Origin of the sequence: Desulfovibrio intestinalis (assembly GCF_014202345.1) — a bacterium.
GTDB lineage: Bacteria > Desulfobacterota > Desulfovibrionia > Desulfovibrionales > Desulfovibrionaceae > Desulfovibrio > Desulfovibrio intestinalis.
In genome coordinates this window covers 99,225-123,041 of the sequence record NZ_JACHGO010000001.1, presented here as the reverse complement: position 1 = coordinate 123,041, position 23,817 = coordinate 99,225, and the positions used below count along the sequence as shown (strand labels likewise).

Sequence of the window (23,817 nt, the reverse complement as noted above, 5' to 3'; positions counted from 1 at the left end):
TTACGCAATTATCCTTCGACAACATCCGGGGCCAATGGCGCCCTGCGTATTGCAAAATCCGTAGGCCCTGATCTGGATTAGATCATGTAACCTTTTTCAAGGTTACTCTGCTCCAGGGGCTGTCTCTATAGTCAGGCTTTGTACCTATTTTGCCAGAAGAACCCAGGCTGGTCCCTTGGCGTCCAGATGGCTGGCCACAAAGTTACCGCGCTCTTCGCCGCCACAAAAGACGTCGATACGGTTTTTCTTGATGGCCCCGCCCACGTCCTGCGCAAAGCCAATACCGCGCAGGGGCACTTTGCCGCGCTGCTGGTCAGGAATGTTCACGCCATAGGCCACGATGGAGCCAAGGGGAATAAAGGTGCGGTCTGTGGCCAGGGAAAGCCAGTCGTCAACCACATGGCCCATAGCCCCCGTGGGGCCACGGCTGCCGTATTTGAAAAAGACATAGCTCGGGTTATCGTTAAGGATTTCGCGCACACGGTGCGGGTTGTCCTTGAACCATTGCCGCTGCTCAAAAATGTCGCCCTGTTTGAGCAGCCCTTTTTCGCGCATGATGCGGCCCGAACTTTTGTATTTGTGCCCATTTTGTCCGGCATAGTTGATGTATGCCTGGGTGCCGTCGTCAAAAACCAGCCTGCCGGACCCCTGTATCTCCAAAAAGAACACGTCCACAGGGTCAGCGGCCCAGGCCAGTTCAAGCCCCTTGCCCGCAAGCACCTGCTTTTCTTCAATGGTCCTGCGGTCATGATAGCGGCCACGTTTGGCAACCACAGACTTGAGATCCGGCGGCAAACCGTAAATCGCCTGGGTATAACCCGGCTTGCGTGTACGACTGGCGCGAACCATAGGTTCATAGTAGCCCGAGTATTTTATACCGTCAGGCACCTGCACCCATGTAAAGTTGGCAAGAAAAAGCTCCGGCTCCTTGTCCAGGCGGGGCAGCAACTCTTGCAGACGCGTAAGTGTGCGCGAAAGTTCACCCCAGGTAACGGTAAGGCCGGGCCTTTGCACTGCAATAGCGCCCTGGGGCTTGCTGTTGACATAGCGCAAAGACTTTCGCACGGTAGGGGCCATGTCCTTCCAACTGGTCAAATCCTGGTTGCGGGGTACCAGACAGCTCACAAAAAATTCTGGGCTTTCAAAGCCCACAGGCGGCCCCACAGGCTCCGGCGCGGGCGGGGTTACTGTTTTGGCGCAAGCGCCCAACACCAGGCACATAAGCAGCAGTAACGCCAGGCCAGACCTTTGGCCACGCTGGCTCCAGGCCGAATCAGAGCTGCAAGATACATATAAACAAGGAGCTTTTTCGTGCATGACACTTTCCCCATTCCTAATATCTGGATGCCCCACCGCGTTTCTTACGGAGAAACGGACACGATGGGTGTTCTTTATTACGCTGAATATCTGCACCTCTTTGAACGCGCCCGTGGCGAATACATCCGCCGCTGCGGCATGAGCTACGCCGAGGTGGAAAAAAAGGGCATCATTCTGCCCGTTCGTGAGGCGCAGTGCCGCTACCGTTCGCCAGCCCATTACGACGACCTTTTACAGGTGCGCGCTGGCATCAGCGAATGGACACGTGCCTCCTTGCGCTTTGTATATGAGTTATGGAACGAGGACAAGACGCGCCTGCTGGCCACGGGTATGACTCAGCATGCGCTGGTGAATAAGGAAGGCCGCCCTGTGGCGGTGCCGGACTGGTTCAGAAATCTCACCTTTTCAGATTAATAATGTTCTTCCGGCGCAATGCCTTTCAAGGGGGATTTCAGCGGCCTTGATTCTTTTTTTAAATGGCAGCTGTGGCAGCCCTTGCGGCCACGCTGAACGGCCAGTGACTGGCCTTGCTGTTCTGAAAAAACATCTACGCTGAATATCGCCTGCCTGCCGCACACAAATAAGCATATGTGCGCCCTTCTCTAGTAATGCTTGCGCAACCAAAGTGACGGCCCCGGAGAAAACTCCGGGGCCGTACTATCTCGCAGTCAGGTGAGGCACGGCAACACCAGACTGCGAGCGGAGGGGCGATGATAAAGAAAAAACTTTGCCGGATTACCGGAGCGGGAGCAAACCATATGCTTGAAAACACAGTAGCAACCAGCCGGATGGAGACCAGAAGACGTTTCAAGCAAGGCATGGCCGACAAAAATCTTCCTTGCCTCTTTTAAGAGCAGATTAACAAAGCTAAAAGCCTAGCTGTCAGCCTTGCGTCCTGAATCAATACGCGAAGCTTCCAGGCGTTGAGCGTCAGCGTCTGTAGTCTTGCCCGAGCAGCAGCAAGACATTTCTTTTGGTTTGTCAGGGCTTCCGCAGCCACCGTCGCAGCCGCAACCGCACTGGCCTTTATTTACGGCCCGCACCATACGTCGAATAATAAAAAAAGCCGCGCCTGCAATACAAAGTGCTACGACAATCAGTTGTGTGTCCATGTGAATCACCTCATGAAAATATTTTGCTCTTGACGAAAATGAAAGTCAAGTTCGCAAGCAAAAGACTCGACAACGCCTTTGGGCGTTGATCGAGTTTCTGTGTATTAGTGGGGAGAATGTTATCCAGATTTGCCCCATATGCGGCAAATCAACTGGGAAGACAGATGCTCAAAACCTGAACATGCCCACGCATGGCTGAACAACGCAAAAACCGTTTGTGTCTTTGGCGTAAACCCCAGACAAACACGGTAATTTCACACCGCTACGGTTTTTGATGCATAGAGCACAGGAAGGGTAATGCAGCCCCGCCTGACGGAAGCGAAAACCTAAATATCTTCCGCGGCGGCCTCAGCCCGGCAGGATTCGCACAGCCCATAAAGATTATGCACGTGCCCGCGAAGCTTGAACCCATACTTTTCAGCCATTTCACGCTGAAGCTTTTCAATGCGCGGATCGCAGATTTCCACAATCTTGCCGCACTGCAGGCAGACAAGGTGGTCATGATGGCTGTCCGGCTTGGCGACTTCGTAGCGGGTGATGCCGTCACTGAAATGGATTTCCATAGCCATTCCGGCGTCACAAAGCAGTTTCAGGGTACGGTATACCGTGGTCCGCCCGATACCCGGATCGCGTTGCAGAATGTGCTGATAAAACTCTTCAAGAGAATGGTGGCCCGGCAGCTCAAAAAAGGCTTCGGCTATGATACGCCGTTGCGACGTGGTGTTCAGTCCCTTATGGTTCATGAACTCCAAAAAGTCCGCCAGGCAGGCGTTGCGCTGTTTTGCTGTCATAATTTGCCTACCCCCGGTTGCATAATAAAATATTTTTCCGTCTCGCGCCATGTAAAAACAGAAGATGCTTTTGGGGCGGATTCAGCTTGAGTTTCAATATACACAGCATTACTTGTGACGTACTTTCAGGTAAAAAGCAATGGATTACAAATGCCTGATTCAGCCGAATATCCCGAAAGCGCAAACACCGTGAGCACATTGCCCCATTGCCGTGAGCCGCATAGCCTGTGCAGAGGGATGAAAAAACAAAGGATTCATAACGGGCTTCAATTTAGAGCGCATTTCAAATACCATTTGTCCTGACTCTGCTGATTCACTTGACAGACATATTGAGACTGAATACTGTTTTCAAAAAAGAGCAAACCTCACCTTTGCCGGACATTGAAACCGTCCGCAGAAAAAAAGGAAAACATCATGTCCAATCTGATCAACACAAAGGTAGAACCCTTTTCTGTGCAGGCCTATCAGGCTGGCGATCTGAAAACTGTCTGCGACCTCGACCTGCTCGGACACTGGTCTGTATTTTTTTTCTATCCGGCGGACTTTACCTTTGTGTGCCCCACGGAACTCGAAGACATTGCTGAAATGTACGACGATTTTAAAAAGCTTAACTGCGAAATCTACTCTGTTTCATGCGATAGCGCCTTCGTACACAAAGCGTGGGCAGACGCTTCACCCAGTATCGCCAAAATCAAATACCCAATGCTTGCCGACTGCGCAGGCACTCTTGCCCGTTCGTTCCATGTTCTGATTGAAGAAGCGGGCCAAGCCCTGCGCGGCAGCTTTATTGTTAATCCTGAAGGCGTCATCAAAGCCTATGAAGTGCACGATCTGGGCATTGGCCGCAATGCCGAGGAACTGCTGCGCAAGCTCGAAGCCGCCCAGTTTGTTGCAGAACACGGCGACCAGGTGTGCCCCGCCCGCTGGAAGCCCGGCAAAGCCACCCTGAAACCGGGCCTGGACCTGGTGGGCAAGCTATAGCCCCTGTTTTTCTCAGCCCCATAAAACCGTACACTCCTCCTCTTGCTTGACCTTCTGACAGAGACCACCCGCACTGGCGGGTGGTCTCTTTTTATACATAGAGTGACTTGCGCAGTTAAACGCCGTAACGAGCGCGGCTTGACGTTTGGGAATGTATATCCGCAAAATTAATCTGTCCTAGGGGCTGTTTCTAAATAACTTTGTGCCAAGGGCAAGGAAAAAGGTCGTTTCTACGGAAGAAGTGTACTCTCACGGTACATGACTGGAGTAAAAATGGCCTTTTGACGCAGACAGTTGGACAAAAGAATTATTTAGGGACAGGCCCTAGCTGACGCGCCGTTTAACCCGGTCCAACCTTTCCTGCATAAGAAAGCTCCCGGTGACGGAGTTGGGGTCGGCCACAATGGCCTCAGGCGTTCCGGCAGAGACGATCAACCCGCCGTTCTCACCACCGCCCGGCCCCATATCCAGCACATGGTCAGAAGCCAGAATCATGTCTGTATTATGCTCAATGACCACCACACTGGCACCCTTGTCCACCAGGGCGTGCAGCACCTTGATGAGCTTGCCCACCTCATGCATGTGCAGGCCGGTTGTGGGTTCGTCCAGAATATACATGGTGCCCGGCAGTGAACGCTTGCCCAGTTCACGCGAAATCTTGATGCGCTGCGCCTCCCCGCCCGAAAGTGTGGTGGCGGGCTGACCAAGCCGCAGATACTCCAGCCCCACTTCTTCCAGCACGGCAAGACGGCGTTCCAGCGTCGGATAATTCTCGAACAGCTCTCTGGCCTGCCGCACCGTCAGATTGAGCACCTCGGCGATGTTCAGGCCCTTGTAGCGCACCTCAAGGGTTTCGTGGTTGTAGCGTTTGCCCTTGCACACATCGCAGGTTACGTAAACGTCAGGTAAAAAATGCATTTCTACCCGAATCTGACCGTCGCCGCCGCAGGCTTCACACCTGCCGCCGCGCACGTTGAAGCTGAACCGCCCCGGCTTGTAACCGCGCTTGCGGGCGTCCTGCGTCATAGCGAAAATATTACGAATTTCGTCAAATATCTTGGTGTAGGTGGCCGGGTTTGAGCGCGGCGTGCGCCCGATGGGCGTCTGGTCAATGGCCACTATGCGCTCAACGGGAACAGCACCGTTCTCATAGGCCAAACCGCCGATGGTGCCGGGCTGATCCACGCGCAGGCCAAGGTTCAAGGCCAGATGCTTGTAAAGCGTGTCCACTACCAGCGAGCTTTTGCCGGAACCGGAAACCCCGGTCACGCAAGTCAGCACGCCCAGGGGAATACGGCAGTCCACATTTCGCAGGTTGTTGGTGGTCACATTGTGCAGCACCAGCTCGCCCTGCGGCTCACGCCGGGCGTCGGGCAAAGCGATGGTGTCGTCACCGCGCAAATAGCGGGCCGTGAGGGTGTCTGCCTTTGACAGCAGGTCGTCCACGTTGCCCTGAAACATGATATCACCGCCGTGCGCGCCGGAACCCGGACCAAGTTCAATAACCGTGTCTGCTTCGCAGATGGTGGCTTCGTCGTGTTCCACCACCAGAACGGTATTGCCGCGCGCCTGCAACGACCGCAAGGTGCCCAAAAGGCGCTCGTTGTCACGCGGATGCAGACCGATGGAGGGTTCGTCCAGAACATAGGTCACCCCCACAAGGCCGGAACCCAGCTGGCTTGCCAGACGGATGCGCTGCGCTTCGCCGCCGGAAAGGGTGGACATGGACCGCCCAAGGGAAAGATATTCCAATCCCACACTGCGCATGAAGGACAGACGGTGGGTCAGTTCCTTCATAAGCGGTTCAGCGATGACCACATGGCGGCCCGTAAATTCACGTTTTTCCAACCACTCCAGAGCACGCTCGACAGACAGGCTACAGAAGGACGCAATGTTGAGATCGTCCACACGCACGGAAAGCGCGTTTACATTGAGCCGTGCCCCCTTGCAGTCGGGGCAGTCCATTGTCTGGCGGTAGCGCGAAAGAGCCTCGCGCCAAGCGTCGCCATACTGCATGCCGCTTTCCAGCAAGGGCACAACGCCCGGCCAGCGCTTGTCATTAACGCTCACATCACCCGTGCTTCTGGCTGCGGTGAAGTGCTCGCTTTGATAGTCGCCCCCGGCTCCGAGAGCCACGTTGCCGCCCATCCAGTTACGGCGCAGTCCCAGAGAAGACCGCGCGGGCTTTCCCTTTTCGTCCTCGCCATAAAAAAGCGCGGCCAGTGCGTCTTCAGAAAAATCTTCCAGCGGAGTGGACAGCGTGAACTTGAAGCGCTTGCCCAATGCCTTGAGTGCGTCTTCGTAACGGCTGAACATTTTGTCCGTTGCCCAGGGCAGAAGCACGCCAGTATTGAGCGAAAGCCCCACATTGGGAGCAATGAGGCGGGGCTCAAAGTAATCGACCCCGCCAAGGCCCACGCAACGCGGGCAGGCCCCCTGCGGCCCGTTGAAGGAAAAAAGCTGTGGGCTGGGCGCTGGCAGCGAAATACGGCAGTGCGTGCATACCGAAGACGTGGAGTGCACGGTATCGGCATCCTCGCCCGCTGCGGCCTTGTCGGGCATGTGCACCACAAGACGGCCTTCACCGTAGCGCAGGGCCAGCTCTACCGAATCCGCCAGGCGTCCCCGGATGCCTTCCTTATTGACCAGACGGTCTACCACAAGGTCGATGCTGTGCTTTTTGTTTTTGTCCAGAACAGGCACATCATCCAGCGTATAAAAAACGCCGTTGACGCGCACCCGGGCAAAACCTTCGGCCTTGAGTTTTTTAAACTTGTCCTGATGGGTGCCCTTTTGCAGTTCTACCAGCGGAGCCAGCACCATAAATTTGGAACCCTGCGGCAAGGCAAGGATGTCAGAAATAATTTCGTCTGCGGCGCGGGCTTCAATGGGGCGTCCGCACTGGGGGCAGTACATGCGGCCAAGCCGGGCAAAAAAGACGCGCAAAAAGTCGTAAATTTCTGTAACCGTGCCCACTGTGGAGCGCGGGTTGCGCGACACGCTCTGCTGCTCAAGAGAAATGGCAGGCGAAAGACCTTCAATTTTTTCCACATCAGGCTTGTCCATCTGGGGCAAAAACTGGCGGGCGTAGGCCGAAAGGGATTCCACATAGCGTCGCTGGCCTTCAGCGTACACAATGTCAAAAGCCAGTGTGGATTTTCCCGAGCCAGAAGGCCCGCAAATGACCACCAGTTCATCACGCGGGATGTCCAGGCTGATATTTTTGAGGTTGTGTTGGCGGGCCTTTTCGATGTGAATGCAGGGCTTGTTGGTGCTGGTGTTCATGAGGGCATATGTAAGCGTGCCGAGGCCGATTGGCAAGATGGCCCGGCTCTTTTGCCCCTGGCCGTGGGATGAAGACTGATCCAACACGCCGATTTTGATAGAAAAACAAAACTGAATAACTCCTGCCGCCCTTGCATGGACAATAAATGGCAAAAGCGGTATAAAAATTTTTACGAGCGCGGGCCCATCAAACTGACCCGTGCAGGGAGTATATTATGATTTGCCAGCGCGCACGCACTCTTCTTTTTGTTTTGGCGCTTGCCGTCATTTCGGCTCTGGCCCTCGCCCCCGCTGAATCCGGGGCTACCGGGCAAGAACGTAATGCGCGGGAGGTTTTTGCCAGCCTGCCCGAAAGCATTTTTGAAAACACCCCTGAAGGCCTGAGTTCACAGGAAAAACAAAAGTTGCTGGCTAAAGGTCAGTCCGATTTTTGGGAAGTGGCCGGTGAAACCGAAGACATCATGGTTTTCGCCAATCTGCCCTTTCATGACGTGGCAGTAGCCCTGCGCCTTTTCCGGCACAGCAATGACGAATCTCTGGACGCTGCCATAGGCACTCTGGGGGGTACCGTCTGCACGGTGGAGCTGTGGCGCATGGACGCTTCCGGCCGCCTTGTGCCTGTAGATACGCCCGCTGAACCCGCCATTGAAGAATTTTTGGCCAAGGATCAAAAATTGCCGCCAGATGTGCAGGCGACGGTTATGATCTGCCTTGGCCTTGGCGGTCTGCGTGCGCAGCCCCTGTTCTGGACCAGCACTGGCATGGCCCATGTGCCTGTGGCCTATGACATTGGCTACCAGTGGAACGGCAAACTTTTTGAAAAGCATGTGCAGCCGAGCAGCGACGCGCAATAGAGTATTTTAGCTTTTTCAAAGTTAAAATGCTCAATTGGCTGTTTCCAGATAAATGATTTTGCGCCAAGGGCAAGAAAAAAAGGCCTTTTTTACGGAAGAAGTGTACTCTCACGGTACATGACTGGAGTAAAAACGGCCTTTTGACGCAGCCAGTTGGACAAAAGAATTATCTAGAACTGCGGCGGCGCAAGGTCTTGGGGCCTTGCGCCTAACCGTCTGCAACTCTGCTTTTGCCCCAGCGACAGCACGAACAGCGGCAGGAGCAAGCGCCAATACTGCCCACCAGCATTGTTCGGGCATGACTTCTATCAGCCTGCCCTCTGCCATGCCTGTCTTGTTCCGCCTGCCCCCGCCAGCTCTGATCTGGTTTACGCGCCGACCCCATCAGCTTTTATCTGTTCCGTCTGTTACGGCGGAACGTGCCGCCAGCAAGGCTGTCGCATTTATGCGAACCTGCCTGTTGGCCTCGCCCAGCGCGTCGGACGTGCGCGCCAGCATGTGTGCAAAGCGCTCCAGATCTTCTTGCGGGCTGGCCTTCAGCCTTTCCCACAACATATCTTCCGTCAGGTCATGCAGAGTGCGGCGCAAACCCGCCGCCCGCTGCCCTTTATCCGTAAGAGCATAGAGCTGGCTCTTTTTGTCACCGGGCATTTTACGAGGTTCCACAAGTCCCGCCACCTGCAATCTGGCAGCTATTTTAGATATTCCGCCCCGAGGCATGCCCAGTTTTCTGGCTGCGGTAGCGCCGTTCAGCGGCCCTTCATCGGCAATAAGGGTCAGAAAATCCATTTCTGGCTGAGTCAACTTCCCAAGTTCCGCCTCGCCAAGGCTGGCCCCGGCCTTGTCAAACAGCCCGTTTACCTCTTCCATACGCTGCGCGATGCTTAAAATGCCGCCAATGACACGCTGCCGCAGTTGCTCTTTATCTGACATGAGATTTCACCTGTTTTTCCTGGCGCAAGCGTAGCAAATTTTTTGGGTCCAAAAACAACATATTTTTGTTCCTGACCTGATTTCACGGCACATGCACAAGCGCCGCCTTCCTGTATGGAAAGCGGCGCGTATGAACCAATATCAGGACCTGTGGGCTATTTTTCAAGCCATTCCTGTAATTTTTCTTCCAGAGCCGCCGCTTCCATATGCGGGGCGTCGTACATGCCCGCATTGCCACGCTGGCGCGCGGCCTCGGACAGAATGATGGCCGCAGCCACCGAAACGTTAAAACTCTGGATCATGCCGTACATGGGGATGTAAAGCTCGCCGTCAGCCTGCTCAAGCAGGTCCTGCTCCACTCCGCTGTGCTCGTTGCCCATAATGATCGCCGTGGGCTTGGTAAAATCCCATTCCCTCAAGGGCCGTGCCGTGGGAGAGCAGGAAGTGGCGAGCACCTGCATGCCCTGGTCGCGCAAGTTTTCCATAAGGGCGGCACTGTCTTTGTGGCGCACGCTTTCTACCCATTTACGGGCGGAAGCCGAAGTTTTGCGTCCAAGCACGGGAAAGGGCGTGTTGGTGTAGTACAGGTTTACCCGGCTGACGCCAAAGGCATCGCACGAACGATAGATGGCCGACACATTGTGCGGATCATGAATATTCGCCAAAACCAGCGTCAGGTCAGGCTGGCGATGGCTCAACACTTCAAGCAGGCGGGCCTTGCGCCTTGCCGTGGGTTCCTTGGGCATGTGGTATTCCTTTGCTGTTCTGTTCTGGCCTTGTTATGTCTCAAAAAAAACAGCTCCAGGCAAGCGCATTGTCTACATGGCCTGTCCAATATATACTGCCGCGAAACTGCAATCCCCAAAATACATGCCGGAGCCTTATAATGAAAATTCTAGCGCAGCTTATGGCGCTACTGCTGGCCCTTTGCCTACCCGCTGCCGCACTGGCAGCTCAAGGACACCCTAATCTGCCCGGAGCCGGGCTGGACATCCGCTGGGCCATTCCTTTCGCCTGCATGCTGTTATCCATAGCCATCATGCCTCTTGCGGCCCCGCACTTCTGGGAGCAGCATTTCGGCAAGATTTCCGTATTCTGGGGGTTAGCTTTTCTGTTACCCTGTGTTCTTGTTTTCGGCCCTTCAGTGGCGCTGTACGAGTTTTTGCACATTATCATTCTTGACTACATCCCGTTCATTATTTTGCTTTTTTCTCTTTTTACAGTGGCAGGCGGCGTGCGCCTGACGGGCTCGCTAACGGGTACGCCTCTGGTCAACACGGCTCTTTTGGCCGTGGGTACGGTTCTCGCCAGCTGGATGGGCACCACAGGAGCGGCCATGCTGCTCATCCGTCCATTGCTGCGTGCCAATGCCCACCGCCGTTACAAAGTACACAGTGTTGTGTTTTTTATCTTTCTTGTGGCCAACATTGGCGGATCACTCACGCCATTGGGCGACCCGCCGCTCTTTCTGGGCTTTTTAAAGGGCGTCAGCTTTTTCTGGACCACAACCAACCTCTTTTTAAAAACACTGCTGCTCTCTGCGGCTTTGCTGCTCATCTATCTGGCGCTTGATGCAATACTGTTCGCCAGGGAAGGCAAACCCGCTCCTGTTCAGTCCCACACGGAACACACGAAAAAGCTGGGGCTAGAAGGCAAAGTCAATCTGCTGCTTCTGCTTGGAATTGTAGTGGCTGTGCTGTTGTCCGGCCTGTACCCGCTGGGCACTGTTGCCGAGGTATATGGAGTGCCAGTTGAAGGGCAAAATTTCTTGCGTGATCTGACGCTGCTTATCCTGGCAGGGCTTTCCTTGCGCCTTACCAGCAAAGCCAGCCGGGAAGCCAACGGATTTTCCTGGGCACCCATTGAAGAAGTAGCCAAGCTTTTTCTGGGCATTTTTGTGAGTATGATTCCGGCCATAGCCATTTTGAAATCCGGTACGGACGGCGCACTTTCCGGCCTCATACAGCTTGTCTCCAAAAACGGACAGCCCGATAACGCCATGTATTTCTGGCTCACGGGCGTGCTTTCTAGTTTTCTGGATAACGCGCCCACCTATGTGGTCTTTTTCAATACCGCCGGGGGCGACGCTCAAAATCTCATGTATAATGCGCCGGCCACCCTGGCCGCCATATCAGCAGGGGCCGTATTTATGGGTGCCAATACCTATATCGGTAACGCGCCCAACTTTATGGTGCGCGCCATTGCCGAAAACCAGGGAGTGCGCATGCCGAGCTTTTTCGGCTATATGATGTGGTCTGGCTGCATTTTGCTGCCGCTCTTTTTGCTGCTCACTTGGCTATTTTTCTAAGGAAACATTGCTTAAAGAGCCTCCTGGAAACGCGCAGTTATTTCGTCTACAAGGCGCGATCTTTTTTGGAGCAGGAGTGGACTCTTCCGTCCTCAACTGTTTCAAAAAAAATGAAGTAACGCCGCCAAACGGAATAAATCAGAGTTCCCCTAAAACAACCTGCACTACAGCTACGCAACATGCCCCTAAAGTTTTTGCTTTAGGGGCATGTTGCGTTATGAAAAAAACAAATCAATCAAAAACAATTGCGGCAACTTACACATAGTTAGGCAGCAGCATCCTTTCGTTTTTTTTTGATAGATAGCACTGGCGTAAAAACTGCCTAGAAAGCCTTGGACTTGAACATGTCTGTCCACGAAGACTCCTTGGGTGCCGGATGGCTGGGATCAACCCAACCCAGCACCTGACGGCCCATATCCCAGGCAAGGGCGCGGGCAATAAGGCTTGAAGGATCTTCGGGATTCACTTCCGTTACGGAGAAAAGGTAGAAGTCGTGCACCTGACGCGCATCCATAAGGCCACCCTGCGCCATTGACCACAAAAGCGTGCCCGTCTTGGCGTCATATACTTCCATTGCCAGCGAAAGCGAACTGGTGCCGCCAGAACCACCGTCCATATAATGATTTATGTATCCGCCCACCAGCATGTCCGCTCCCCGCGACCGGGCAATGGCAAGGGCACGCTGCGGCTCAAAAGGCCCGGCATTGGCATCGTACTCAAGAGTGGAAAAAGCATTAAGCGACAGCCATACCTGCCATATCTGGCGTGAAAACATGTTGCTGAAGGTAACGGCGTTGGACATCTGCTGCACTGTTCGCAAAGGCACAAAAAGCGCCGTGGGCCTGTAGCCCAGAGGCTGCGTGGGGCGAACATAAATGGCAGGCGGCTGACGGCGCACAAAATTGTTCACCTGTACCTGTATGGGCGTTTTTAAATCGCCCGTGAGCGAATACGATGTGCGGCTGTCGTCCGGTGCTCTGGAACACCCCAAGAGCAAAAAAAGCAGCAGAAAAAATGCTGCGGTGCTAAAAAGGCGCAGCAAAGACCAGGCGATATCTGCCGGGTTTTGGCCGCGCCATGTGCCTGAAACAGATGGGCAGGTGTACATATTTTTCTCCTGGCTTAAGGCCAGCCTAGCTGGGTGTCCTCAGTGCAGAGCAACATTGAAATATTCGCCCGGTCAGCGCAAACCTTTCAATAACGCGCCATAAAGCTGTATAAAGCGTTCCCGGCTTGCGGACGTGCGCTTGGCTCGTGACGATTCAAAAAAACAGCGTGTGGCGCAATCACGGTTTCGCAATCAGCAAATGCTCAAAAAAATTCTATCAACAGGCGCTGTGTAGTACAAATATCGCCAAGAATCCGGTGTGTATCGGAACAGTGCCAGTATATTGGCATTTGCTAAAAACGTGCCAGAGCGCAAAATAGCCGTTCCATACCCCTGCGGGTTGCTGGAACGGCTATGACACGTTCATGCGGAACGAACGCAGGTGTCAGCTCACTGTTACATGCTCGCAGCCTGAAAAATCTGGAGAACCAGAGGCGCAATCAACAGAATCACCGGGGCCAGTCCCATAAGGGTCTGTGGCCAGGTAAGCCTGAGCGCCGCACGGCAGCCTATCAGCACACAAGCCACCATCCAGACAAAGCCCACCAGCGAACCCAGCAAGGGCACCACGCACAGCAGGGTGGGCGCAGCGGAATAGGCCAGCACCTGAAAAACCTGACCGAAATCAGTACGGCTGCCACGCACAAAGCCATAGGTAAAGTTGATAAGCGCGCTGAGCACATAAAGCTGAATAACGGACATGCCCGTTTTGATCAGCAGGATCATTGGCAGGCTCATTTGCGGCGAAAGCATAATGAGCATTTTTTCCAGTTGCGGGTCAGAAGCCGCACTGGGCGCGATGAGGGACATGAACACCCCAGACCATATGCGCTCAACAATGACCTGAACTACACTCACCAGCAGGTAGAAAATCAGGGCACGCATTTGTGAGCCGTCGGGCTGCACCTGGCTGAAAACACGTTGTGCCCCAAACATGACGCGCATGCAGGTATGGTAAAAGGCCGCAAGCCAGCCGTCCGGCTCCGGGGCTGTTTCCCAGGGAATAGCCCCCTCGGCATGTTCGTCATAATGCTCGTCATCGTCGTGATGGTCATCGCTGTTGCGGTCATCCGCATCTGCGGCACGGCGCTTGCGATCATACGAATGGTCATCGTCTTCGTAACGACGGTTTTTCTCACGCTCATAGGCGCGGCTGGCTTCTACACGCGGGTCTTCATCGGAATCATCAGGGTTTTCAATTCCGGCCCTGTCAGAGCTGCGCCATTTCTCCTGAACACTAGGCCGGGCATTGCCCGTATCCCGATCGCGGCTTTCTTTTTCGTGCTGCGGGGCATCTTCTTGCGCAGCCTTGTCACGCGACCATGTAGGGCTGCCGGGCACAATTGCACCGGGAGGCAGGGGATCGTCCTCACCCGGATCGCGCGAAACCTCTGCTGTGGAGTCCCGAGAGTCGTCGGCATTCGTATAGTCTTGAGAAGCAGGGCCCGCGGCCTGGCCCTGTGCCGTATCCCGATCCCCGGCCTGAGGCGCATCCGGCAGAACTTCCTGCACGCCAGTATCTGGCGCGAAGCGGAAACGGCAGGAGCATTGGGGGCAGGTGGCGATAACCGCACGCGCAGGCAGGCGGTTGGCGGGCACTTGGCGGCTGAAGCCGCAACGCGGACACGTAATATTCACAAAGATTCTCCTGGTAGGCTCATCTGCAGTGCGAAAAATTCAGTATATACTATCCACAGGCCCGAACGCTGGCAAGAGCCACCTGTGCAGCCAGGCGCAACATAGCCCTTCAAGCTCGAATACCGCACGCACAAATGCTTCCCGCGTAGTGCCGCCACAAGCGCTTTTCCAGTTATCTCTGGAGCAGACTAACTTTGAAATGTACGGCATTTCAAAGTTGTCATTCTGCAAAAAATACGATTTTCTGCGAAATCCACGCCGTATTGCGTCGCGCTGCACAAGAATGCAGCGTTAGAACATTTAAATTTCTCCAAAGTTAAAATGCTCTAGGGGCTGTTCCCCAATAAATGACTTTGCGCCAAGGGCAAGAAAAAAGGCCTTTTTTATGAAAGAAATGCACTCTTACGGTACATGACCGGAGTAAAAAAAGGCCTTCTGACACAGCCAGTTGGACAAAAGGATTATTTAGAGACAGCCCCTAGGCGCACATCACCCTTTATTCTGTCGCGTAGCCTAAAAACGCCCCTCGTGAAACTGGCTTGTTCTTCCTGATATAACAAAGAATTTCATGCCGTGCCGCCCCGGCCCGAGAACAAATTATTCTGCCTCAATGACTACCAGCTATTATTCCTGTTCGCATAGCCCATACGGTTGACATCCCCTGCGGTGGACTATACCTTGACGGCACAAGGGGAGTAACTGGGTTCTTGAAACCCGGGCGGCATCAACAGCATGGCTTAGGCCTGGTGCCGTCGTCGGTTCCGCCGATTAGTGAGACCTTGGCGTCAACGCCAAGGTCTTTTTTTATTTTTAAGGAGACAACATGACCATTCGTGCCTTGCGGCCTTATATTCTGGCTGTGCTTATGACCATTCCCGGTCTGGCGCTTCACCTTGCTCCATCTGACATCTCTCCTCTGCTTGTAACGGCACTTGCCGGGATGGCCATCCTGGGAGCGTCGTTTCTGCTCACCTGGGCCTGTGAAGTGGCGCAGATGGACATGCCACAAGCGGTAGCTGTGGCAGTGGTCGCCTTTATTGCTGTGCTGCCCGAATACGCAGTGGATATGTACTTTACCTGGATGGCCGGCCAGCAGCCAGACAGCCCCTATTCACACTATGCCATCGCCAACATGACCGGAGCCAACAGGCTCCTTATCGGCGTGGGCTGGTCGGCAATTGTGCTTATCTTCGCCGGACGCTTCCACTCCGCCGTCACCCTGAACAGCGACAAACGGACGGACGTGCTGTTTCTGGCAATTGCAACAATCTACGCGCTGTTCATTCCCCTCAAAGGTTCCCTCACATGGGTAGACGGTCTGGTGCTTTTGGGCATTTACGTCTGGTACATACTCATCATCATGCGCCGCCCCGTTGAAGAGGAAGAACTTGAAGGGCCAGCCGCCACTCTTGCCAAGCTGGCCAAAAAAATTCGCCTGCGCAGCGTAGGCGCTATTTTTGTTTTTTCTGCCCTGGTAATATTGGGCAATGCCGAATCTTTCAGCGAAGGCCTGGTTGCCAGCGGCAAGATGCTGAATATCAACGAGTTTTTACTGGTACAGTGGATCGCCCCCCTGGCCTCGGAAGCTCCTGAGTTCATCGTGGCCCTCATGTTCGCTTCACGGGGCAATGCCGGATTGGCTCTTGGATGTTTACTTTCTTCCAAACTTAATCAATGGACACTGCTGGTTGGCATGATACCTGGGGTTTACGCGGTGTCTTCCGGTGGGCTTACGCCTCCCATAAACCTTGACACACACCAGTTTCAGGAAATATTACTCACAGCCGGGCAGTCTCTTTTTGCCGTAGCTTTGCTGCTGGACTTGCGCCTGCATGTGCGTGAGGCTATATGGCTGCTTCTGCTCTTCAGCTTGCAGTTGCTTTCTCCCTTGTATGACGTGCAGCTGGAAACCATGCTGGGCCTGCCCCACGATCCCCTGCGTCTGCATTTGTTCTATGCCAAGGTATATCTGGTACTGGCGGTTGTGCTGCTTATCAAGAACTGGCGGCAAGCCTGGGAGCTTCGCAAGGGATTCAAAGTTTAAAGCGTTTCAAAGTTGAAGTGCTCAAACGGCTGGCGAGCAGACGCCCGCCGTGGAGACGTAAGCGCTGTTTATTTGCGCTGTTAAACGACGCAGCCATCATGTTTTGAACTTTGAAAATATATATTGCCAAAGTTCATCTGCTCTAAAAAAAGTGTGTATACTGTAAAGCAACGGCAAACAGGGCTTAAAAGAGGAAAAAACATGCAGCTTCCTATTCAGGCTTTGCGAATTTTTCACTTTTCTGCCCTGTTGCTTTCGCTTTCTGCATTTATCCGTACGCTCCGTGAATCAGGAACGCCGCGCCGTCTGACCCGCAGTCTGAACAAGGCCACCACGCCGTCAGGGCGTATGTGTGGCAACTCCGCCCCTGAGTCCAAGGGGGCATGTAAGGAACAGTACCTCTGGCAAGATGCTTCGCCTTCACCCCTTACTGGTTATCAAGGTATCATATCCATGCCGCGCCTTTTGTCCTTTCTGTTGCTGGCGCTGCTGCTCGGTGAACGGGCGGCAGAAGCAGCACGCATGCCGGACCAGCAGACACTTTCTCCCGCCCTTTCGCAGGAATTTACAGCCACCGCTGACCTGACGGAAACTGGCACAAGCCACGAACACGCGCCCGCGGAACCTGTGGAGCATGCCAAGCCGGAAGGCGCGGCAAAACCAGACACGTCATCTCATGAAAATGCAGGAAAGCAAGAACAGACCACTCCTGCCGACCAGTCTGCCCGGGACAGCGCCGCCGCCATTATTTCCGGCTCACGCAAACCCGGCATCATAGAACACCAGTATGTCAGGGATGAAGGCGGCAATCCGGTCATCAGCATCAGCTACCCTTCTGTGGGCAGCAAAGAAATTGACAGCGATATACGTCAATGGGTCACGGGCATTGCCACGGCTTTTGAACAAAGCTGTAGTAATGGAAGCTTCGCGGCTGGCTCCAGCCTTGACGGAGATCGGCCCCCCTTTGAGCTGTGGGGTTCATACAGCGTTACGGCGCCCTCGCCCGCAGGACTTAGCGTCACGTTTGAAGTATGGACGTACACAGGCGGAGCTCACGGCAACCTTGACGTCATGACCTTGAACTACAGCCTGCTTACCGGGCAACGGCTCGGGCTGGTGGACCTTTTTGAAGATCCGGATATGGCCCTGAACCTCATGTCCACATGGTCATACAAAGAGCTTTCGCGCCGCCTGGGCGGCATGAGGCAAGAGCAGATGTTGCGAACCGGGCTTACGCCTGTGCCGGAGAACTTTGCCAGCCTGACCCTGACGCCACAGGGCGTGCGCATCAACTTTCAACCCTATCAGGTTGCGCCGTGGGCGGCTGGAGCACAAAAAGTAGATATGCCTCTGGACCAGCTGCTGCCAGCCAATCCGCTGTTGCGCCTCTGGGGCCGTTAATCCGGCATCCTCATCTCATTATTGCTAAAGCCCCGTACAAACATTGGTCTGTACGGGGCTTTTCTTTTACATAACGCCAGTCAACAGCATCAAGCTGGCGATTTGAAGGCAGAGCGCTTTTGTTCAGATAAAAGCTAGTCCTGAAATGCTTCTCGTTTCACAGTTGTCATTCTGCAAAAAAACGCTCCCCGGCAGGATCGGCGGTGGATTGCCAGCCTATTTTGCTGCCCCACAAAAGCCGCGAATATGTGCGGCCATACACGCGGACTATGCTGTGGCGCAGCGCGAAAGCATGTAAATTTTTTCAGCGGTTAAATGCTCTATTCCATAAAATCCACAATGCCAGCGGCCAGAACGCGGCCTGAAGCGTCATAGACAGCGGCGACTTGGCCAGGAGCAGATGGAAATTGCGGGATCGCGAATTCAATTTCAAGAAGGCCATCTGCATTCAGGGTCACTTTGGCGGGTGCGGGCTTCTGGCGATGACGCAGGCGCACCAGCGTTTCTTCAGGCCAGTATTGCGGCGCCAGGGAAACATTGGCCAAAGACGTAACGCAACGGCTGACGCCCAACAACGCGCGCGGCCCCACGACAAGAGCATTGCCCGAGCCGTCCTTGGCAAGTACATACAGAGGCTCGCTGTGCGCAATGCCCAAGCCCTTGCGCTGACCTTCAGTATAGCGCCAAAGCCCTTTGTGACGGGAGATTTCTCGCTGTGCGCCATCCGCACTGCGTAAAAAAACGGGTCCAGGGCCAGGAGGAACAATGGCCGCTGCCTGCCAATGGCGTTCAAGGAATGGCCTATACGCTTCCGCAGAGGAGCCAGCTCCATCTTGGGCAGAAGAAGCGCCTGAAGCCGGAGCAAAGCAGATGTCCTGACTCTCATGTGGCAAGGGCACATTCAGGCCAGCCTGCGCCACAATTTCACGAGTGCGGGCTTTGTCCTGGCCTGCCAGGGGAAACCAGGCTTGCGCCAATCGCGCCCGTGGCACGAGACTCAAAAAATAGCTCTGATCCTTGGCCGTGTCATGGGCCGCGGCCAGCAACGGCAAGTGGAACGTGTTTGCGCCATGCGTCTGCACTGCTGCGTTTTCGTGCCTAGCACCCTCTTCTTCCGGCGCGCTCACAAGCCGTGCGTAATGCCCGGTGGCAAGTTTATGCGCGCCGAGCTCTTGCGCGGCGTCAAGCAACGCGCCAAATTTAACGGCCCGGTTGCACAGGGCACAGGGATTGGGAGTGCGCCCCTCTGCGTAGGCCGCTGCAAACGGGGCCAGCACTTCTCGCTGAAAAACTGGCCGCAGGTCTGCTACATGCAAGGGTATGCCAAGAGATGCGCACGCCTCTTCAAGGCCGGGGGGTGGCGCAAGTTCTGCCTCTGGTAAAAAAAGGCCGTGCAGGGCCAGCACGTTGTGCCCGGCCTGCTGCAGCATTACAAGAGCGCAAAGACTGTCCACCCCTCCGCTGACGGCAACTGCCACTGTACAAGGAGAAGTTGTTTTGCTCATGGTCATAGTGCAGTCCTCAATGCAACCCGCGATTTTCCTTAGGGGCTGTCTCTAAATAATTTTTTTGTCCAACTGGCTGCGTCAAAAGGCCGTTTTTTACTCCAGTCATGTACCGAAAGAGTACACTTCTTCCGTAACAAAGGCCTTTTTCCTTGCCCCTGGCGCAAATTATTTATTTAGAAACAGCCCCTAGCGCTCACACGCAGGCGTGGGGGGCGTTTGGCACCAATATAGAAGTGATTACTAGAGGATTTACATTTTAAAAAAGCTTAAATCCTCTTGAGACAAGGGTGGGGAAAGAACGCCCTTGCCTGCAAGAACCTTCTTTCCCCACTAAAAGAAAATCTTACGGCAGTTACAATATCTGATTAAGGAACTGGCGCAGACGGGGATGGCGGGGAGTCGTGAACAGGGTTTCTGGCCTGCCCTGCTCCACAATCTGTCCCTGATCCATAAAAATAAGCCTGTCGGCCACGGTTCGGGCAAAGCCCATTTCGTGGGTGACGCACACCATAGTCATGCCTTCTTCAGCCAGTTTGACCATAACGTCCAGCACTTCGCCCACCATTTCGGGGTCAAGGGCTGACGTCGGCTCGTCAAATAGCATGATGGCGGGCTGCATGGCGAGAGCACGGGCAATGGCCACACGTTGCTGCTGGCCGCCTGACAACATGGCGGGATAGACATTGGCCTTTTCGCTGATGCCCACTTTTTTGAGCAGCCCCAATGCGCGGGACTCAGCTTCTTCGCGCGTGAGTTTACGCAACGTGATAGGCGCCATTGTCAGATTTTCCAGCACAGTCTTGTGCGGAAACAGGTTGAACTGCTGAAAGACCATGCCCAGATTCTGGCGAATCAGGTTGATATCATTATCCGGGCTCATGATGTTCTCGCCCTTGACTATGATACTGCCCTGATCAATCTCTTCCAGCCGGTTGATTGAACGCAGCAGGGTCGATTTGCCAGATCCCGAGGGGCCGATGATAACCACGCGCTCGCCGGGAGCGATATCCAGACTCACATCCTGCAAGGCAGGCAGCGAACCAAAATACTTCCAGACATTGCTTATGGTAATAATTGGGGCGGTGGTGCTACTTTCCGTCATAATAATTCAGCCTGGATTCCATAATGCTCACGGTTTTGGAAAGCATAAGCGTGATGACAAGATACATCAAAGCCACCACGGTATAAGTTTCAAAATACAGGTAGGTGGTACCCACAAAGCTTCTGGCCCGCTGCATGATATCAGGCACAGCCATGATGGACACAAGCGACGTGTCTTTTAGCATGGCAATGCACTCATTGCCCACAGGCGGCAAAATGGTCCGCATGGCCTGGGGAAGAACAACGTAGCGCATGGTCTGAAAGCCATTGAAGCCCAACGAGCGTGCGGCTTCACTTTGTCCCTTGTTGATGGCGGTGATGCCTGCGCGAAAAACTTCGCCCATATACGCGCCATAACAAAAACTGATGGCAACAACAGCGGAAGTGACGCCGCCCACCTGCACAAAACGTGAAAGGGCATAGTAGATATAAAAAATCTGCACCAGCAGGGGAATACCGCGAATCACTTCCACATAGGTGGAGGCAATGAGATTGATAATGCGGTTGTTTGAAATGCGCCCGAGACCAGTAAGCAGCCCCAGGGGTACAGCACAGCATATGGAAAGAACAGTAATCTTGAAAGTAACTAAAACGCCATCAGGCAAATAGAGCAAAATACGTAAATAAGGGTCGGGCCAGAAGAGGCATAGTGCAAACAAGGCAGAAATTGCCCCGACCAGAGCAATAGACCAGGCGTTTATCAGGCGCCATTCACGAGGATCAGGGATGGAGGCTCCATCCGTGACCATAATGATATTGCCCTTGCTTCCGTCTTTTTTATCGTGCATCTCAATCCTTCAGATCAGTACGGCTGCGGCGTCCGGGCAAGAGCCCGGACGCCCATAAAGTCATGCAGGAAAGCGGGTCTACTTGGACGCGCCCATCCACTTGTCGAGCAACTTGGCTTCAACGCCGGAAGCTTTCACTTCCTTGATGCCCTTGTTCAGCTTTTCAACAAGATCCTTGCGGCCCTTGCGAACGGTAAAACCGTAGTATTCCTTTTCGTCCGTCTTGAACGAAAGATTCAGTTTGCCCGCTGTATCGGCCTTTTTATTGGCATAGTACATGGCAACCGGATCGTCGCAGATGACAGCGTCAAGACGGCCGCCAAGCATATCCTGAATGGCCAGGCCTACGTCATCATATTCCTTGAGGTCCACGGGAACGCCAGACTTGCGAATGACGAAAACGCCGGTAGTGCCAATCTGACCGCCGACCTTCTTGCCCTTGAGGTCTTCAAGACTCTTGATGCTCTGTCCCGCAGGCAGCACCACAGACTGAGCCACTTCATAGTAAGGGTCAGAGAAGTCAAACTGCTTCTGGCGTTCAGGCGTAATGGTGGTGGCAGACGCAACTATGTCGTACTGGCCGGTAGCCACACCACCGAAAATGCCGTCCCATGCAATATTGCGAACATCAACTTCAAAACCGGCGGCCTTGCCCACTGCGGTAATGAAATCAATGTCAAAGCCCACGGGCTGCTTGTTTTCGTCAAGAAGTTCCATAGGGGGCCAGGTGCAGTCTGTGGCCACAACATATTTTTCAGCGGCAACAGCCTGACCGCAAAGCAGAGCCAGGGCCAACAGGGTGAGAGTAAGACGACGGATCATGAAACCTCCTTGCATAACGGCAAACGCCGCCGGCATACGCCAGCAGCGTTCCCTTGAGGGCTAATTGGATTTGCCCATCCATTTTTCAATAATTTTGGCTTCTTCTCCAGAAGCCTTCACTTCCTTGATACCCTTGTTCAGCTTTTCAAGAAGATCCTTGCGGCCCTTGCGTACGGTGAAACCGTAGTATTCTTTTTCATCCGTCTTGTACGAAAGGTTCAGCTTGCCGGCGGTATCGGCTTTCTTGTTGGCATAGTACATGGCAACGGGATCATCGCAGATGACAGCGTCAATACGGCCATTCACAAGATCCTGCATGGCCAGACCCACATCGTCATATTCCTTGATGTCCGCGCCCACATCAGCCTTGCGCAGCACGAATATGCCGGTGGTGCCGATCTGGCCGCCCACTTTTTTGCCCTTCAGGCCGGCAAGATCCTTGATGCTCTGCCCTTCGGGCAGCACCACGGCCTGCACCACTTCGTAGTACGGGTCAGTAAAATCAAACTGCTTCTGGCGCTCGGGCGTAATGGTGACTGAAGAGGCCACCACATCGTACTGCCCTGTGGCAATACCGCTGAAAATGCCGTCCCAGGCCACATTGCGAACATCCATATCCAGGCCAACGGCCTTGCCAATGGCGCGCAGATAGTCCGTGGAATAGCCTTCGGGTTTTTTGTTGGCGTCAAGCATTTCCATTGGCGGCCAGGTACAGTCGCTGGCAACCACAATTTTCTCAGCCGCCAAAGCCGGGCTGCACATAAGAACGAGACCAATCATGGCGAGGGTAATTCGGCGAAGCATGGGACCTCCTAAAATGGTTTCCTTCAAAGCCCGCCGCCCACGGCGTCTGTGGGGGGACGCCTGCTCCGCAACGCCGCTCGAGCGGCAAACAGACCGCAGTTGGACCGTTTTTACCGGATTGCGCAGTGCCACCAGTGCGGGGCGGGCAGCCAGAAAAGAGCGTGTTCTTCTTTAGCGTCGAGCGCACGTCGCGTCAAGCGCCGAAGCCGTTCAAACACACTACTGCAAGAACAAGTTTACCAGGTGTTGCCGGGGGAAGGTTCGTTGCCATCAGGAACGTCTGACGGGATATCCTCTGTTTTATTGCCGTACCCGTTACTGTCGCCAGCATCAATTTTCCGGGCATGCGGTAATATATGAGGTACCGATTTTCCTACTGTGTCCACGCCGTCGCCATCCAGGTCGTCACGGTCATCGCGCAGAGCCTGTTGCAAAAACCAGTCTTCGCGGATGCGCCACGATGCGGCGGCGGTATACGCCGGAGAAGAATACCCCACCGACAGCACCAGGGTGCGGCGGGCATGCTCCTGAAGGCGGATAAGTAGGGGAGTAAAATCGGCATCGCCAGAAAGGATGATAAATTCGTCAAACTTGGTGGAATGCGAAAGGTCATCCATACAGTCCATGACCAGATGGATGTCAGTGCTGGTCTTGCCACGCGATGTAAGCGGAGGGCAGTCCACAACCTGAAAGGCGCTACGGATGAAGAAGTTACGAAACTCCTGATATCTCTGTGGATTAAGATAACACATGCGCTTCAGGATGCGGCGGCGTACGCCTTCGCCATAAAGAATGCGCAAGGCATGATTTTCTATCCAGCGCACCCAGCGGTAGGGTGCGGAACCAAAGGCGCGGGCGGCCTCGGGATCAATTTCAAGAAATCGGGTAAAAATATTGTCGAAATCAACGTAAAGAGCGCTGTAAACCTCATCAAAACCTGTAAATCGTGCCATATTATCCTCATAGTAAGCTCACGTATTAGCTTAGTATATTTTGCCTGCCTTCAGATGGCAAGGTTTTTG

20 protein-coding genes are annotated in these 23,817 nt (G+C 54.1%); 6 read left to right on the top strand and 14 right to left on the bottom strand.

Annotated elements, in window-relative coordinates; genetic code table 11:
• Positions 1–144: 144 nt before the first annotated feature.
• Complete coding sequence (locus HNQ38_RS00575; protein WP_246387915.1) at positions 145–1,317, bottom strand: MltA domain-containing protein; 1,173 nt, start codon at positions 1,315–1,317, stop codon at positions 145–147.
• A 27-nt stretch (positions 1,318–1,344) separates the two neighbouring features.
• On the opposite strand from HNQ38_RS00575, the gene HNQ38_RS00570 reads away from it, so the two are divergent.
• Entirely contained in the window at positions 1,345–1,731 is a 387-nt protein-coding gene (locus HNQ38_RS00570; protein WP_183717876.1) for an acyl-CoA thioesterase, read from the top strand.
• A 461-nt stretch (positions 1,732–2,192) separates the two neighbouring features.
• Here HNQ38_RS00570 and HNQ38_RS00565 read toward each other — a convergent pair whose 3' ends face one another.
• Both HNQ38_RS00565 and HNQ38_RS00560 read right to left on the bottom strand, forming a co-directional pair.
• The gene (locus HNQ38_RS00565) at positions 2,193–2,429 is read right to left on the bottom strand and encodes a FeoB-associated Cys-rich membrane protein (RefSeq protein ID WP_183717242.1); all 237 of its coding nucleotides are present in this window, start codon (positions 2,427–2,429) and stop codon (positions 2,193–2,195) included.
• Between the two features lie 326 nt (positions 2,430–2,755).
• A complete protein-coding gene (locus HNQ38_RS00560) occupies positions 2,756–3,220 on the bottom strand; it encodes a Fur family transcriptional regulator (protein ID WP_183717240.1) in 465 nt (154 codons plus the stop codon).
• 414 nt (positions 3,221–3,634) lie between these two features.
• Here HNQ38_RS00560 and ahpC point away from each other — a divergent pair, with 414 nt between their 5' ends.
• A complete protein-coding gene (gene ahpC, locus HNQ38_RS00555) occupies positions 3,635–4,201 on the top strand; it encodes an alkyl hydroperoxide reductase subunit C (protein ID WP_183717238.1) in 567 nt (188 codons plus the stop codon).
• Between the two features lie 324 nt (positions 4,202–4,525).
• Here ahpC and uvrA read toward each other — a convergent pair whose 3' ends face one another.
• Entirely contained in the window at positions 4,526–7,486 is a 2,961-nt protein-coding gene (gene uvrA, locus HNQ38_RS00550; protein WP_183717875.1) for an excinuclease ABC subunit UvrA, read from the bottom strand.
• Positions 7,487–7,701: 215 nt separating this feature from the next.
• Here uvrA and HNQ38_RS00545 point away from each other — a divergent pair, with 215 nt between their 5' ends.
• Positions 7,702–8,340 (top strand): hypothetical protein, encoded by a 639-nt coding sequence (locus HNQ38_RS00545; RefSeq protein WP_183717236.1) that lies wholly within the window; start codon positions 7,702–7,704, stop codon positions 8,338–8,340.
• 384 nt (positions 8,341–8,724) lie between these two features.
• On the opposite strand, the gene HNQ38_RS00540 is transcribed toward HNQ38_RS00545, so the two are convergent.
• Both HNQ38_RS00540 and HNQ38_RS00535 read right to left on the bottom strand, forming a co-directional pair.
• Positions 8,725–9,273 (bottom strand): MarR family winged helix-turn-helix transcriptional regulator, encoded by a 549-nt coding sequence (locus HNQ38_RS00540; RefSeq protein WP_183717234.1) that lies wholly within the window; start codon positions 9,271–9,273, stop codon positions 8,725–8,727.
• Positions 9,274–9,428: 155 nt separating this feature from the next.
• The gene (locus tag HNQ38_RS00535) at positions 9,429–10,019 is read right to left on the bottom strand and encodes a TrmH family RNA methyltransferase (RefSeq protein ID WP_183717232.1); all 591 of its coding nucleotides are present in this window, start codon (positions 10,017–10,019) and stop codon (positions 9,429–9,431) included.
• A 140-nt stretch (positions 10,020–10,159) separates the two neighbouring features.
• Here HNQ38_RS00535 and HNQ38_RS00530 point away from each other — a divergent pair, with 140 nt between their 5' ends.
• Positions 10,160–11,581, top strand: a complete 1,422-nt coding sequence (locus HNQ38_RS00530) for a sodium:proton antiporter (protein ID WP_183717230.1) — start codon at positions 10,160–10,162, stop codon at positions 11,579–11,581.
• Between the two features lie 322 nt (positions 11,582–11,903).
• Here the strand turns inward: HNQ38_RS00530 and HNQ38_RS00525 are convergent, their stop codons facing one another.
• Together HNQ38_RS00525 and HNQ38_RS00520 are read right to left on the bottom strand one after the other, a co-directional pair.
• On the bottom strand, positions 11,904–12,689 hold the full coding sequence (locus tag HNQ38_RS00525) for a hypothetical protein (protein ID WP_183717228.1): 786 nt from the start codon (positions 12,687–12,689) through the stop codon (positions 11,904–11,906).
• Positions 12,690–13,085: 396 nt separating this feature from the next.
• Positions 13,086–14,327: a YIP1 family protein gene (locus HNQ38_RS00520; protein ID WP_183717226.1), complete on the bottom strand. Its 1,242-nt coding sequence runs from the start codon at positions 14,325–14,327 to the stop codon at positions 13,086–13,088.
• 823 nt (positions 14,328–15,150) lie between these two features.
• Between HNQ38_RS00520 and HNQ38_RS00515 the strand changes: the two genes are divergently transcribed.
• Together HNQ38_RS00515 and HNQ38_RS00510 are read left to right on the top strand one after the other, a co-directional pair.
• Positions 15,151–16,371, top strand: coding sequence for a sodium:calcium antiporter (locus HNQ38_RS00515; RefSeq protein ID WP_183717225.1), 1,221 nt, complete (start codon positions 15,151–15,153; stop codon positions 16,369–16,371).
• Between the two features lie 201 nt (positions 16,372–16,572).
• The gene (locus HNQ38_RS00510) at positions 16,573–17,772 is read left to right on the top strand and encodes a DUF3298 and DUF4163 domain-containing protein (RefSeq protein WP_246387914.1); all 1,200 of its coding nucleotides are present in this window, start codon (positions 16,573–16,575) and stop codon (positions 17,770–17,772) included.
• Between the two features lie 320 nt (positions 17,773–18,092).
• Here HNQ38_RS00510 and HNQ38_RS00505 read toward each other — a convergent pair whose 3' ends face one another.
• From HNQ38_RS00505 to HNQ38_RS00480, 6 genes are all read right to left on the bottom strand, one after another.
• On the bottom strand, positions 18,093–19,283 hold the full coding sequence (locus HNQ38_RS00505; protein ID WP_246387913.1) for a tRNA-specific 2-thiouridylase: 1,191 nt from the start codon (positions 19,281–19,283) through the stop codon (positions 18,093–18,095).
• A 349-nt stretch (positions 19,284–19,632) separates the two neighbouring features.
• Positions 19,633–20,382 (bottom strand): amino acid ABC transporter ATP-binding protein, encoded by a 750-nt coding sequence (locus HNQ38_RS00500; protein ID WP_221277755.1) that lies wholly within the window; start codon positions 20,380–20,382, stop codon positions 19,633–19,635.
• Complete coding sequence (locus tag HNQ38_RS00495; RefSeq protein ID WP_183717223.1) at positions 20,369–21,169, bottom strand: amino acid ABC transporter permease; 801 nt, start codon at positions 21,167–21,169, stop codon at positions 20,369–20,371. The genes HNQ38_RS00500 and HNQ38_RS00495 overlap by 14 nt, the downstream gene beginning before the upstream one ends.
• 78 nt (positions 21,170–21,247) lie before the next feature.
• Positions 21,248–21,991, bottom strand: coding sequence for a basic amino acid ABC transporter substrate-binding protein (locus tag HNQ38_RS00490; RefSeq protein WP_183717221.1), 744 nt, complete (start codon positions 21,989–21,991; stop codon positions 21,248–21,250).
• A 60-nt stretch (positions 21,992–22,051) separates the two neighbouring features.
• Positions 22,052–22,795 (bottom strand): basic amino acid ABC transporter substrate-binding protein, encoded by a 744-nt coding sequence (locus HNQ38_RS00485; protein ID WP_183717219.1) that lies wholly within the window; start codon positions 22,793–22,795, stop codon positions 22,052–22,054.
• Positions 22,796–23,031: 236 nt separating this feature from the next.
• Positions 23,032–23,748 carry an NYN domain-containing protein gene (locus HNQ38_RS00480; protein WP_183717217.1) on the bottom strand — a complete coding sequence of 239 codons (717 nt, stop codon included), beginning with the start codon at positions 23,746–23,748 and terminating at the stop codon, positions 23,032–23,034.
• Between the last annotated feature and the right edge of the window lie 69 nt (positions 23,749–23,817).

Coding starts and splice junctions, on each gene's coding strand:
- HNQ38_RS00495 (WP_183717223.1), bottom strand. CDS start 21,169: ATGCACGATAAAAAAGACGGAAGCAAGGGCAATATCATTATGGTCACG.
- HNQ38_RS00490 (WP_183717221.1), bottom strand. CDS start 21,991: ATGATCCGTCGTCTTACTCTCACCCTGTTGGCCCTGGCTCTGCTTTGC.
- HNQ38_RS00560 (WP_183717240.1), bottom strand. CDS start 3,220: ATGACAGCAAAACAGCGCAACGCCTGCCTGGCGGACTTTTTGGAGTTC.
- HNQ38_RS00570 (WP_183717876.1), top strand. CDS start 1,345: ATGCCCCACCGCGTTTCTTACGGAGAAACGGACACGATGGGTGTTCTT.
- HNQ38_RS00525 (WP_183717228.1), bottom strand. CDS start 12,689: ATGTACACCTGCCCATCTGTTTCAGGCACATGGCGCGGCCAAAACCCG.
- HNQ38_RS00575 (WP_246387915.1), bottom strand. CDS start 1,317: ATGCACGAAAAAGCTCCTTGTTTATATGTATCTTGCAGCTCTGATTCG.
- ahpC (WP_183717238.1), top strand. CDS start 3,635: ATGTCCAATCTGATCAACACAAAGGTAGAACCCTTTTCTGTGCAGGCC.
- HNQ38_RS00565 (WP_183717242.1), bottom strand. CDS start 2,429: ATGGACACACAACTGATTGTCGTAGCACTTTGTATTGCAGGCGCGGCT.
- HNQ38_RS00480 (WP_183717217.1), bottom strand. CDS start 23,748: ATGGCACGATTTACAGGTTTTGATGAGGTTTACAGCGCTCTTTACGTT.
- HNQ38_RS00500 (WP_221277755.1), bottom strand. CDS start 20,382: ATGACGGAAAGTAGCACCACCGCCCCAATTATTACCATAAGCAATGTC.
- HNQ38_RS00505 (WP_246387913.1), bottom strand. CDS start 19,283: ATGACCATGAGCAAAACAACTTCTCCTTGTACAGTGGCAGTTGCCGTC.
- uvrA (WP_183717875.1), bottom strand. CDS start 7,486: ATGAACACCAGCACCAACAAGCCCTGCATTCACATCGAAAAGGCCCGC.
- HNQ38_RS00510 (WP_246387914.1), top strand. CDS start 16,573: ATGCAGCTTCCTATTCAGGCTTTGCGAATTTTTCACTTTTCTGCCCTG.
- HNQ38_RS00515 (WP_183717225.1), top strand. CDS start 15,151: ATGACCATTCGTGCCTTGCGGCCTTATATTCTGGCTGTGCTTATGACC.
- HNQ38_RS00540 (WP_183717234.1), bottom strand. CDS start 9,273: ATGTCAGATAAAGAGCAACTGCGGCAGCGTGTCATTGGCGGCATTTTA.
- HNQ38_RS00485 (WP_183717219.1), bottom strand. CDS start 22,795: ATGCTTCGCCGAATTACCCTCGCCATGATTGGTCTCGTTCTTATGTGC.
- HNQ38_RS00530 (WP_183717230.1), top strand. CDS start 10,160: ATGAAAATTCTAGCGCAGCTTATGGCGCTACTGCTGGCCCTTTGCCTA.
- HNQ38_RS00535 (WP_183717232.1), bottom strand. CDS start 10,019: ATGCCCAAGGAACCCACGGCAAGGCGCAAGGCCCGCCTGCTTGAAGTG.
- HNQ38_RS00545 (WP_183717236.1), top strand. CDS start 7,702: ATGATTTGCCAGCGCGCACGCACTCTTCTTTTTGTTTTGGCGCTTGCC.